The organism is Streptococcus suis, from assembly GCF_002964575.1.
GTDB lineage: Bacteria > Bacillota > Bacilli > Lactobacillales > Streptococcaceae > Streptococcus > Streptococcus suis_R.
Genome location: NZ_POQQ01000017.1, coordinates 1 through 13620, shown reverse-complemented (window position 1 = coordinate 13620; position 13620 = coordinate 1). Strand labels below are relative to the sequence as shown.

Annotated in this window: 7 protein-coding genes; 5 read left to right on the top strand and 2 right to left on the bottom strand. The window is 40.5% G+C overall.

The annotated features are described in order from the left end of the window. A partial coding sequence (locus C1E58_RS00670) for a CHAP domain-containing protein (RefSeq protein WP_153055807.1) occupies window positions 1-593 on the top strand: 593 nt, incomplete at its 5' end. Between the two features lie 61 nt (window positions 594-654). On the opposite strand, the gene C1E58_RS00665 is transcribed toward C1E58_RS00670, so the two are convergent. Both C1E58_RS00665 and C1E58_RS00660 read right to left on the bottom strand, forming a co-directional pair. Beyond that, a complete protein-coding gene (locus C1E58_RS00665; protein WP_001030299.1) occupies window positions 655-1500 on the bottom strand; it encodes a nucleotidyl transferase AbiEii/AbiGii toxin family protein in 846 nt (281 codons plus the stop codon). Further along, window positions 1497-2087 (bottom strand): type IV toxin-antitoxin system AbiEi family antitoxin domain-containing protein, encoded by a 591-nt coding sequence (locus C1E58_RS00660; RefSeq protein WP_000037237.1) that lies wholly within the window; start codon window positions 2085-2087, stop codon window positions 1497-1499. The genes C1E58_RS00665 and C1E58_RS00660 overlap by 4 nt, the downstream gene beginning before the upstream one ends. Before the next feature lie 169 nt (window positions 2088-2256). Between C1E58_RS00660 and C1E58_RS00655 the strand changes: the two genes are divergently transcribed. The 4 genes from C1E58_RS00655 to C1E58_RS00640 all read left to right on the top strand — a co-directional run. Next, on the top strand, window positions 2257-7152 hold the full coding sequence (locus C1E58_RS00655) for an SspB-related isopeptide-forming adhesin (protein WP_105209016.1): 4896 nt from the start codon (window positions 2257-2259) through the stop codon (window positions 7150-7152). Beyond that, window positions 7153-7344, top strand: a complete 192-nt coding sequence (locus C1E58_RS00650; protein WP_024376811.1) for a calcium-binding protein — start codon at window positions 7153-7155, stop codon at window positions 7342-7344. Then, on the top strand, window positions 7328-7879 hold the full coding sequence (locus tag C1E58_RS00645) for a hypothetical protein (protein WP_105209015.1): 552 nt from the start codon (window positions 7328-7330) through the stop codon (window positions 7877-7879). Before C1E58_RS00650 ends, C1E58_RS00645 begins: the two co-directional genes overlap by 17 nt. 48 nt (window positions 7880-7927) lie before the next feature. Next, window positions 7928-13620: SNF2-related protein (locus C1E58_RS00640; protein WP_105209014.1), on the top strand; the 5693-nt coding region annotated here is incomplete at its 3' end.

Below are 13620 nucleotides of genomic sequence, written 5' to 3'. Positions count from 1 at the left end.
GAAGTCCAGCTAGTCTTGCCCAACTCTTTCTCATTTACTGGGAAGGAAATAGTGGAGATAAGCTACTTGAACGTCAAACACGAGCAAGTGAGTGGTATTACCAAATTGAAAAAGGTTTTAGTCAACCAAACGGTGGGACAGCACAAAGTGATCCAAAAGCACTTGAAGCTGTACGAGGAGACCTTTTTGAAAACTCTATTCCAGGAGGTGGTGACGGTATGGGATATGCTTACGGCCAATGTACTTGGGGAGTCGCAGCCCGTATCAACCAACTGGGGCTAAAACTCAAAGGTAAAAATGGTGAGAAGATTCCAATTATCAGTACAATGGGCAATGGCCAAGATTGGGTACGAACAGCCGCAAGTCTCGGTGGAGAGACAGGGACAAGTCCACAAGAAGGAGCTATACTTTCCTTTGCGGGAGGAGGACATGGCACCCCAACAGAATACGGACATGTGGCTTTCGTCGAAAAAGTCTACCCAGATGGCTCATTCCTTATCTCCGAAACCAATTACAATGGCAATCCCAACTACACCTTCCGTAAATTATCTGGAGTGGATAGTAGCTTGAGTTTTGCTTATACGACGAAATAAAAAAGGATATGCTAACAAAATGAATAAATGTTAGCATATCTTTTGTGTTTTTTTGTCACGATTAATCAGAATTTATAGAAATGAGAACTGTTATGAGACGAATCATCTCATCAAGAACATCTGCAAGTGAAATCCCTTTTGTATAGCTATATTTTTTTGAATAATTTTGCCATTGTTTATTCTGAATAGGGTCAGATTTGAACCTCTCGAGTAGTTCAATAATCTTTACAAAATCGAGTTCTGTTTCGCGATATGAAAATGTTCTCTGACAGGCATTTCTCAACTGAATGAAGTCAATGTCTTCTTTCTTCAGTTTGGAAAGAATATAAACATCGTAAAAATCTTTGCTTCTACTGTTCAAGAAGTTACGTGAATAGATGGTTTGAAGTTTTTCAGCTAGAATTGTTTCAATTGTATAAGCAATGATTGGAAAATTGTCTTCATCAAAAATAGCTTTATAGTCGTATGTAATCGGCTGAGGAGTTACAACATCACCTGTCGCAATATCCAAATGGATAACTTGTTTAATATTCTCAAGTTGGCACGAAATTGTTGCTCGATAGCCACCATAGTCATCACTTTCTTTAATAGCTGTGATTGATTGAATCACAAAAGATATACCTTCTTCGGAATCTGCTAAAATTTCCTTGAGTTGCTGTTTAACAGTTTCTTCTGAGAGTGTTATTTGATGGAATAAAAAGTCAATATCAACAGTGCTACGAGATTCAACTCCGATGACATTCGAAAGTAGGAATCCTCCTTTGAAGATATAGTGATTTGAATAAGAACTTTGACTTAATTTTTTCAAAATGACTTCTAGGAAGTAATAGGTCATGACGGAATTAAAGGTTAAACCAGTATTCTTTGATATTTTATGACAGAGTGCTGTTAATTTAGCTTTGTTCATATTAGAACCTCCAGAGTTTGTTTAACTTTTTCTAAAGTATTCATTTTTGTCGCATATTCATAGAGTTTTGCTAGATTTTTTTTAGGATAGTTCCCATAAGATTGAAGTGTCTTGACAAAGAGTTCGGAATCAATCTTTTCTCGATGTATTACAAAATCACAAATAATACGTTCAAAATCATATACCCTTACGTTGTTTCCCAAAGGAGTAGGTACAGTAGTCATTCCCAGCTCGCTGTATTCTTTAGAGACAAAGTGAATATTTAGATTAGCTGGAGGAGTATTAAAGCGGTAGCCTCTAGGAACTGTCACATCAAAATATTGTGGAATTTCATCTGTAAACTGTTGTAGATACAGTGCCGAAATATAAGAGAAAATAGCCTTAGGAAAACGATATTGAAAGAAGTAGTATTCATCATAGTCTCCGTTTTGGGTTAGGAAAATACCTTTTTCAACTCGGAAGATAATGCCTTCTTTCTCTAGTCTTGTCAGATATATTGTTGGAATACCTAGTGCTTTACAATCTTTGTTTGTGACAATTCCATTGTTCTTTTCTATAAAATCGAGTAGAATCTCTTTTTTTGACATACGGCCTCCCACTTGTTGCTTTTACACTACAATTTTACAATATTTGTGGTATAAAAGCAACATTTTCTTTTCCCTCATTTTATTGTGATAACAAAATCAAGCCTTCTTTTTTATGATGAGGAAAGAGTGACAATTTGTTGCTACATAAAAAAGAAAAGAAGGACTATTTATGACCAAAACATGTAATCATCACTTTCTTGTCAATCAGGAAAAAGGCGAGAAACACGTCTTTCGCAAGAGTAAAAAATATCGCACTCTATGTTCCGTTGCCCTTGGAACCATGGTGACGGCTGTTGTTGCTTGGGGAGGAACGGTTGCACATGCTGATGAAGTCACATCATCAGTTGATACAACCATTCAACGAACGGAGAATCCAGCGACAAATTTACCAGAAGCACAACCAACCCCTGTTTCTGAACAAACTGAAAGTTTAGGGTCAACTGGACAATCTAACGGTGCAATTGCAGTCACCGTACCACATGATACGGTAACACAAGCAGTTGAAGAGGCAAAGGCTGAAGGTGTTTCTACGGTTGAAGATAGTCCAATGGACTTGGGAAATACAACTTCTGCATCAGAAACCAACCAACAAATTTCAAAAGCTGAAGCAGATGCCCAAAAACAGGTTGAGGCAATTAATGAAGTCACTAAAACCTACAAAGCTGACAAAGCGACATACGAATCGAATAAAGCCCGCATTGAACAGGAAAATAAGGAGCTGTCACAGGCCTACGAAGGGGCCAACCAAACTGGTAAAGAGACAAATGCTTGGGTTGATACCAAAGTCAATGACCTAAAAACTCGGTATGTAGATGCTGATGTGACAGTAACTGAACAAGTAGTTTCATCAGGAAATGGGACAGCTGTACTAGACTATACAAACTATGGCAAGGCTGTTGAAACCATTCAATCAACTAACGAACAAGCTGTAGCGGATTATCTAACAAAGAAAACCAAGGCAGATGATATTGTTGCGAAAAACCAAGCCATTCAAAAAGAAAATGAAGCTGGACTTGCTAAGGCAAATGCAGATAACGAAGCCATTGAAAAGCGGAATCAGGCAGGTCAAGCAGCTGTTGATGCTGAAAACCGTGCAGGTCAAGCTGCGGTGGATCAGGCTAATCATGAGAAACAACAATTAGTTTCAGATCGTGCAGCCGAGATTGAAGCTATTACTAGACGCAATCAAGAAAAAGAAGCCGCAGCCAGAAAAGAGAATGAAGCGATTGATGTCTATAATGCCAAAGAAATGGAACGCTATCAACGTGATTTGGCCGAGATTTCAAAAGGTGCAGAAGGTTATATTTCTGAAGCCCTTGCTCAAGCCCTCAATCTCAATAACGGTGAACCCCAAGCACAACATGGGGCCATTACCCGAAATCCTAATCAAATCATTTCAACTGGCGATGCCATGCTGGGTGGCTACTCAAGAATTTTAGATTCAACTGGATTCTTTGTCTATGATAGCTTCAAAACAGGTGAGACCCTTAGTTTTAACTATCAAAATCTTCAAAATGCACGATTTGATGGGAAAAAGATTAGTCGTGTGACTTACGATATTACCAACCTTGTATCACCTGCTGGAACCAATGCCGTGAAATTGGTTGTGCCAAATGATCCAACCGAGGGCTTCATTGCCTATCGAAATGACGGAAATGGTGACTGGCGAACAGACAAGATGGAGTTTCGTGTAGTTGCCAAGTATTTCTTGGAAGACGGAACGCAGGTCACCTTTTCTAAGGAGAAACCAGGAGTCTTCACACATTCTTCCCTCAATCATAATGACATTGGTTTAGAATATGTTAAAGATTCATCTGGGAAATTTGTTCCGATTAATGGTTCAACCGTTCAAGTGACTAATGAAGGTCTGGCCCGTTCGTTGGGTTCAAACCGTGCAAGTGATTTGAATTTACCTGAGGAATGGGATACCACATCAAGTCGTTATGCTTATAAAGGAGCTATTGTCTCAACGGTCACATCAGGCAATACCTATACAGTCACCTTTGGCCAAGGCGATATGCCACAGAATGTTGGCTTGTCTTACTGGTTCGCTTTAAATACCCTACCAGTGGCACGTACAGTAACACCGTATAGTCCCAAACCTCATGTAACGGTGAAACTTGAACCCATTCCAGAACCTATTACGGTAACACCAGATGTCTTTACTCCTAAAACATTTACACCAGAAAAGCCTGTAACCTTCACACCAAAGCCTTTGGATGAAGTTGTGCAGCCTAGTCTGACCTTGACCAAGGTAACCTTACCTGTCAAACCTATTCCAAAAGAACTTCCAACGCCACCACAAGTACCAACTGTCCATTATCATGCGTACCGTTTGACGACAACTCCAGAGATTATGAAAGAAGTGGTCAATAGTGACCAAGCTAATCTTCATGAGAAAACTGTCGCAAAAGATTCAACGGTGATTTATCCCTTAACAGTTGATGCCTTATCGCCCAATCGTGCCCAAACGACTAGTCTCATTTTTGAGGACTACTTGCCTGCTGGTTACCTATTTGATAAGGAAACAACACAAAAAGAGAATGGAAACTATGTCCTTAGCTTTGATGAGACTAAGAATTTTGTGACCTTAACCGCAAAGGAAAACTTGTTGCAGGAGGTAAATAAAGATTTAACCAAGGTTTATCAACTGACCGCTCCAAAACTCTATGGTTCTGTTCAAAATGATGGGGCAACCTATTCCAATAGTTACAAACTCCTTTTGAACAAGGGCACAACAAATGCTTACACAGTCACTTCAAATGTTGTAACGGTTCGTACACCAGGTGATGGGGAGACAACCACACTCATTACACCAGATAAAAACAATGAAAATGCGGATAGTGTCCTCATTAATGACACGGTCGTAGCCCTTGGCACAACCAACCACTATCGTTTGACTTGGGATTTGGACCAGTATAAGGGAGATCGTTCTGCTAAAGAGACAATTGCACGAGGCTTCTTCTTTGTGGACGATTACCCAGAGGAAGTGCTTGATGTGGTGGAAAATGGGACGGCTGTTACAACCCTTGACGGTCAGAAGGTATCAGGAATTACGGTTAAAAACTATGCTTCCCTAAATGAAGCCCCTAAAGACCTTCAAGATAAATTGGCTCGTGCTAAGATTACACCGACAGGTGCCTTTCAAGTCTTTTTGCCGGATGACAACCAAGCCTTTTATGACCAGTATGTTCAAACAGGAACTTCTTTAGCTCTTTTGACCAAAATGACGGTGAAAGATAGTCTCTATGGTCAAACTAAGACCTATACAAACAAGTCTTATCAAGTTGATTTTGGAAATGGCTATGAAACCAAGGAAGTGACCAACACCCTTGTTTCTCCAGAACCCAAGAAACAGAACCTCAATAAAGACAAAGTGGACATCAATGGGAAGCCCATGCTAGTGGGAACTCAAAATCACTATACTCTCTCATGGGATTTGGACCAATACCGAGGGATTAAAGCAGACAACTCTCAGATTGCACAAGGTTTTTACTTTGTGGATGATTATCCAGAAGAAGCTTTATTGCCAGATGAAGCAGCTATTCAGTTTGTCACATCTGATGGCAAAACAGTTTCAGGAATCACGGTGAAGTCTTATTCTCAATTATCAGAAGCTCCTAACTCCTTACAAGTAGCCCTTTCCAAACAAAAAATTCAGCCTCAAGGATCTTTTCAAGTTTTCATGCCTGAGGACCAACAAGCCTTTTTTGAATCTTATGTGACCAAGGGGGAGAATATTACCATTGTCACTCCGATGACGGTTTTGGAAACCATGCTTAATTCAGGGAAGTCTTATGAAAACGTGGCTTATCAGGTGGACTTTGGGCAAGCCTATGAAACCAACACGGTGACCAATTTTGTCCCTAAAGTAACTCCACATAAGTCTAATACCAACCAAGAAGGTATTTCAATTGATGGAAAGACTGTTCTTCCGAATACGGTCAATTATTACAAAATTGTCTTGGATTACAGTCAATACAAGGACATGGTCGTGACGGATGATGTTCTTGCCAAGGGATTTTACATGGTAGACGATTACCCAGAAGAAGCCCTTACCCTAATTCCTGACGGCATTCAAGTTTTGGATAAGGATGGCAATCGTGTATCTGGTATTTCTGTTAGCACATACGCTAGTTTGTCAGAAGCTCCGAAAGTTGTTCAAGATGCCATGGCTAAACGCCAGTTTACACCTAAAGGAGCCATTCAAGTTCTTAGTAGCGATGATCCAAAAGCCTTTTATGAGACCTATGTGAAGACTGGTCAAACCTTAGTTGTCACGGTTCCGATGACGGTTAAAAATGAGTTGACCAAAACAGGTGTTCAGTATGAAAATACAGCCTATCAGATTGATTTTGGCTTGGCCTATGTCACGGAAACAGTGGTCAATAATGTTCCCAAACTAGACCCACAAAAAGATGTGGTGATTGACTTGTCTCATAAAGATGCCAGCCTTGACGGGAAAGAAGTGGCCTTGCATCAAACCTTCAACTATCGCTTGGTTGGAGCATTGATTCCAAGCAAGCGTGCGACTGATTTATTTGAATATGGTTTTGAAGATAACTATGATGAAAAGCATGATGAGTACAATGGTGTTTACCGCAGCTATCTGATGACGGATGTCACCCTGAAAGACGGTTCTGTTTTAAAAGAGGGAACAGAAGTCACGAAATATACCTTGCAACAAGTGGATACAGAAAATGGCCTAGTGTCAATTTCATTTGATAAATCCTTCTTAGAGACTATCTCTGATGATTCAGCCTTTCAGGCAGATGTTTACCTGCAGATGAAACGGATTGCGACAGGTCAGGTGGAGAATACCTATCTCCATACAGTGAATGGCTATGTCATCAGTTCGAATACAGTTGTAACACATACACCTCGACCTGAAGAACCAAGTCCAAATCATCCCACACCACCTCAACCACCAATTGAGACTATTGAACCGCCTGTTTCAGCAAGCATTTTGCCAAATACAGGGGAACAGGAATCCCTTTGGGGCTTGATTGGTGCTGGTATTCTACTTGGTACGGCTTATGGACTGAAGAATAAGGAGGAGAAGTAGATGAATCCAAAAACTATTTATGAAAAGGATTCAGACCAAGATGGTTTGACAGATGCTCAGGAACTGGCTTTCGGAACCAATCCGCAGTCTGTTGATACAGATGGTGATGGTCAAGCTGATTTAGAAGAGCTACAATCTGGACATTCACCACTAGTCCCACAAAAGGAGTTGTGTGATGGCTTGGAACTTTGACACCATGAAAGAGGCTTTGTCTGAAATGGAGAAGGTCGATTACCAAGAGTTTATCAAAGCCTTTCTCTCTTTGGAATTAAGTATTTCTGATAGAACAATCCTCAATCAGGTTTATCAAGATTATATGGATGAGGATGACCTATCCTTGATTAGTGATGAGCTACGAGTTAAAGTGGATAGTTATCAGGATGAAGTACAGGCAGATATGACTGACATTCTGGAAAAGTTGTACCGAACAGGTGAAGGCTCTAGTTTTATTATGGATTTAATGTCCTCAAATAGTCTCTCAGACACCTTGGAACAGTATGAGGTTTTGGATAGTGACGATTATTCACCACTTAGCCTTGAAACCTTACAGGTCATGATTCAACAGGACTTGGCTATTTCCAGTCAGGATTATTTTGGAGATCTGGTTCACCTTGCCTTGCAAAAAGATTTACTAGACCAGAAAAGTCGTTTCTTACAACACTATGTGGCAACTGTAATGGAAGGTATTTCACAAGAAAGAGACCAACGAGCCTTGGTCCTAGATTAACGCAAAGGGCTGAGAAAAACTCTCAGCCCTTTTAAAATGGGAGGGAAAATGAATCAAGAAGTCTTACTACAAATGATGAGAGCCAGCATTCCTCGTGATAGAGCCCTGCTTGAGGCGTTTTTATATTACCAAGCAGAGCATTTTGATGAGGAGTGGGATAGTCTTATTCGTCAGTTTATGACAAATAGGCAGGGAATAAAAAGATCTGTTCAGGTACTTCACTTTGAGACAGATGTTTCAGCTTTTGTCCAGGCTAGTCCTTATGATACTGCTCATGATCTATTGACCTATACACAAGTATTCGGCCAAACTGGTCTCCAAAAACTTGACAAATTATCGCCGTCTGAAAAAAACTTGGTGATAGAAGTGGCCTTGTTCAATCTGGCCACTCGTTTTCAATTATTAGATTCCAATGGACACTATCAAACTATTTCACCATATTCTCTATTACAAAAGAGTAGGGGAGCTAATTTGGTTAATGTGTATCGTGTGGCTAATAATTTAGCGGATCGTATTAGTCGAGATATTGAACAGTTTCTCTTAACTTACGAGCCTGAGCTTGAAACAAGAGCTGATGAAACTGTTCTAGAAAATGAAGAAACTGTTGATGAGCACAAAGTGAGTAGTAATCAAGCAATATCTTTTCGAGAAGAGGGCTCTTTGATTATTGCTAGTTTGGACGTAGATTTGTCTCATTTGGATATCCGAACTGGAAAAACCAGTCATCTGCCAGCTTATGAAGAGTTATCTTTACGACGTAAATTTGAGATACTAACATATTTTGACCAAATTCGAAATGAACGTTCCAAAGTCCCAAGTTTTAGACGAGGTGATTTTGACACAGAGATGGAAATGACACCAATCTTTGAGGGCGAGGAGTTACTTACCTATCTAGAGGCTGATGGTAGTCCCTATGAGCTGAAACGAACGCTGACTAGAGTCGAAGAAAAGGAATTAGAAAAAATTGGACGAGCTATTAGGATAGAAAATCAAGAAAAATTGACTCAGCTAGGGATTGAGCTATCTCAGTTTGAACCAGACCAAGTCGGTATTTTATTGGATGCGGCAGGTCGTTTTCGTTTGAAAAATTCGGACCTTGCTTTACTAGGTGGCTATCCCAAAGCCTCGGTAACTCAACTAGCCCTTGCGACAGAACTACTCCAAATGGGATTGAGTCATGAAAAGGTTGAATTTTTCTTTGGTAGCCAGCTTTCCATTGAAGAGCTGCGACAAGTTGCCTACGCCTTTTTACACCAAGAACTCAGCAGAGAAGATGCGGAGCAATTTGAAAAAGATAAACGCAATCAGCCAGATTTAACCCTCAGAGATTGGAAGAACAAGCTAGAGAAAGCTGAGGGAAAAGAAGTAGTTGATGAAGCGTTTGAGGTAAATCCACTTGTTCAGATGGTTTTGGACAACTATCCGCTTGGGACGTTGGTTTCCTATAAGGGACAGGACTTTGAGGTCGTGTCAGTCAGTGATGCTCGATTGAATGGTTTGATTCGGATTGAGTTAGTCAATGATTTTTCGGATATCATTGAACAAAATCCAGTTCTTTATGTGAGGACCTGGGAAGAAGTCAGTCAGGCACTTCATCAGCCAAAGGCAGAACCACAAACAGAGTTAGAAGAAGCGGACCAAGAACTAAATCTTTTTTCATTTCTGGAAGAGGAGCCAGTTCAGAGTATTGGACTATTGGAACCCGATAGTTCAGAAATAGGTCATAACGATACTGATCTTGAAGAATCAGATAGTCAAATTCCTGAAGAGGTAGTAGTCGTAACAATTCCAGAGATTCCAGTAATGGACTTTTATTTTCCAGAAGATATGACGGACTTTTATCCAAAGACTGCTAGAGATAAGGTTGAGACAAACATTGCGGCTATTCGTTTGGTAAAAAATCTAGAAGTAGAGCACCGCAATGCTTCATCAAGTGAACAAGAACTCCTTGCCAAGTATGTAGGCTGGGGTGGACTTGCCAATGAATTTTTTGATGACTATAATCCAAAATTTTCTAAGGAACGAGAAGAACTGAAAAGCCTAGTCACAGATAAAGAGTATTCGGATATGAAACAGTCCTCCTTGACAGCCTATTACACAGACCCAGCCCTTATCCGTCAGATGTGGGATAAGTTGGAAAGAGATGGCTTTACAGGTGGCAAAATCCTAGATCCTTCCATGGGAACAGGGAATTTTTTTGCAGCAATGCCCAAACACTTAAGAGAAAAGAGTGAGTTATATGGTGTGGAATTAGATACCATTACAGGAGCTATTGCCAAACACCTTCATCCCAATAGTCACATTGAAATTAAGGGCTTTGAGACGGTGGCTTTTAACGACAATAGTTTTGATTTGGTGATTTCAAATGTGCCCTTTGCCAATATACGGATTGCGGATAACAGGTACGATAGGCCTTACATGATTCATGACTACTTTGTTAAGAAGTCACTTGAATTGCTCCATGATGGTGGACAAATTGCGATTATCTCTTCAACAGGAACCATGGATAAGCGAACAGAAAACATCTTACAAGATATTCGTGAGACAACTGAATTTCTTGGTGGGATTCGACTGCCTGACTCTGCCTTTAAGGCCATTGCGGGAACGAGTGTCACAACGGATATGTTATTCTTCCAGAAACACTTAGACAAGGGATATGTGGCAGACGACTTAGCCTTTTCAGGTTCCATTCGTTATGAAATGGATAGTCGCATTTGGCTCAATCCTTACTTTGATGGAGAATACAATAGCCAGGTGCTAGGAACCTACGAGGTCAGAAATTTTAACGGAGGAACACTTTCTGTTAAGGGGACTAGTGATGACTTGATTGCAAGTGTTAAAACAGCTCTACATCAAGTAAAAGCCCCAAGAAAGATTGATAGAAATGAGGTCATCATTAACCCAAATGTGTTGACCAAACAAGTCATTGATACCTCCATTCCAGCTGAAATGAGGGAGAATCTGGGTCAGTACAGTTTTGGTTATCAGGATTCTACGGTCTACTATCGAGATAATAAAGGCATTCGAGTCGGAACCAAGACGGAAGAAATCAGTTACTATGTCGATGAAGAGGGCAACTTCAAAGCATGGGACACCAAGCATTCTCAAAAGCAGATTGATCGCTTTAATGCCTTAGAAGTGACTGATAACACTGCTCTGGATGTCTATGTGACCGATGATGCAGCTAAACGCGGACAATTTAAGGGGTATTATAAAAAGACAGTTTTCTATGAAGCTCCTTTGTCTGATAAAGAAGTGGCACGAATCAAAGGAATGGTCAATATTCGCAATGCCTACCAAGAAGTTATTGCCATTCAACGCCATTATGACTATGATAAGAAGACCTTTAACCACTTGTTAGGCAAACTCAATCGTACCTATAATAGCTTTGTCAAACACTATGGGTATTTGAACAGTGCAGTGAACCGTAATCTTTTTGATAGTGATGATAAGTATTCGCTTCTTGCTAGTTTGGAAGATGAACGTCTGGATCCAAGTGGAAAGTCTGTTACGTATACCAAATCCCTTGCCTTTGAGAGGGCTCTAGTGCGTCCCGAAAGAGAGGTTAAAAAGGTACATACTGCCCTTGATGCCTTAAATTCGAGCTTGGCTGACGGCAGAGGGGTTGATTTTACTTATATGATGTCCATTTATCAGGTCGATTCTAAGATGTCCTTGATTGAGGAGCTAGGAGACCTCATTATGCCTGATCCTGAGAAGTATCTGAATGGGGAATTGACCTATGTGTCTCGCCAAGACTTTCTGTCAGGTGATGTCGTCACTAAGTTAGAACTGGTGGACCTATTCATCAAACAAGACAATCAGGACTTTAACTGGTCACATTATGCAGGACTTCTAGAAAAAGTCAAACCAGCACGCATTACTTTAGCAGACATTGATTATCGAATCGGTTCACGCTGGATTCCTTTGTCTATTTACGGAAAATTTGCCCAAGAAACCTTTATGGGGAAAGCCTATGAATTGTCAGACCAAGAAGTAGCAACAGTCCTTGAAGTCAGTCCAATTGACGGGGTTATCACTTATCAATCTAAGTTTGCCTACACCTATTCCAACGCAACGGATAGGAGTTTAGGTGTCCCTGCTTCACGCTATGATAGTGGTCGAAAAATCTTTGAAAACCTCCTGAATTCCAATCAACCAACCATTACAAAACAAGTTGTCGAAGGGGATAAGAAAAAGAATGTGACGGATGTGGAGAAAACAACAGTCCTGCGTGCTAAGGAGACACACCTACAAGAACTCTTTCAAGACTATGTGGCAAGGTATCCAGAAGTTCAACAGATGATTGAAGATACCTATAATAGGCTCTACAATCGTACAGTATCAAAGACCTATGATGGTAGCCATTTAACCATTGATGGACTTGCTCAGAATATCTCCTTACGCCCTCACCAAAAGAATGCCATTCAACGGATTGTGGAGGAGAAACGTGCCCTACTAGCCCATGAGGTAGGGTCTGGAAAAACCTTGACCATGCTCGGAGCTGGTTTCAAGTTGAAAGAATTGGGGATGGTGCATAAACCTCTTTATGTGGTCCCTTCTAGTTTGACTGCCCAGTTTGGTCAAGAAATCATGAAATTCTTCCCAACCAAAAAGGTCTATGTGACGACTAAGAAAGACTTTGCCAAAGCCAAACGCAAGCAATTTGTGTCTAGGATTATTACAGGGGATTATGATGCCATTGTCATTGGGGATTCACAATTTGAGAAAATACCGATGAGTCGAGAGAAACAGGTCACCTATATCAATGACAAACTTGAACAACTCAGAGAAATCAAGCTAGGAAGTGACTCTGATTATACGGTGAAAGAAGCAGAGCGTTCGATTAAGGGACTAGAGCACCAATTAGAAGAACTCCAAAAACTGGAGCGGGATACCTTTATTGAATTTGAAAACCTTGGCATTGATTTTCTTTTTGTGGATGAGGCTCATCACTTCAAGAATATCCGTCCAATCACTGGACTTGGGAATGTCGCGGGAATCACCAATACCACTTCAAAAAAGAACGTAGACATGGAGATGAAGGTGAGACAGGTTCAGGCAGAGCATGGCGATAGAAATGTCGTTTTTGCGACAGGAACACCAGTTTCTAACTCCATCAGTGAACTTTTCACCATGATGAATTATATTCAGCCCGATGTCTTGGAACGATATCAGGTATCCAATTTTGACTCATGGGTTGGGGCTTTTGGGAATATCGAAAACTCTATGGAACTAGCCCCGACAGGTGATAAATACCAACCTAAGAAACGGTTCAAGAAATTTGTCAATTTGCCTGAACTCATGCGAATCTACAAGGAAACCGCCGATATTCAGACTTCTGATATGCTTGATTTACCTGTACCTGAAGCTAAGATTATTGCGGTGGAAAGCGAGTTAACGCAAGCTCAGAAATACTATTTAGAAGAACTGGTAGAGCGTTCAGACGCTATCAAGTCAGGTAGTGTCGATCCAAGTAGAGATAATATGTTAAAGATAACCGGGGAAGCTAGAAAACTAGCCATTGATATGCGGTTGATTGACCCTGCTTATACCTTATCAGACAATGAGAAAATCCTTCAAGTCGTTGATAATGTCGAGCGGATTTACCGTGAAGGAGCTGAAGACAAAGCCACTCAGATGATTTTCTCTGATATTGGAACGCCTAAAAGTAAGGAAGAAGGATTTGATGTTTACAATGAACTTAAGGACTTGCTTGTCGATCGAGGGATTCCAAAAGA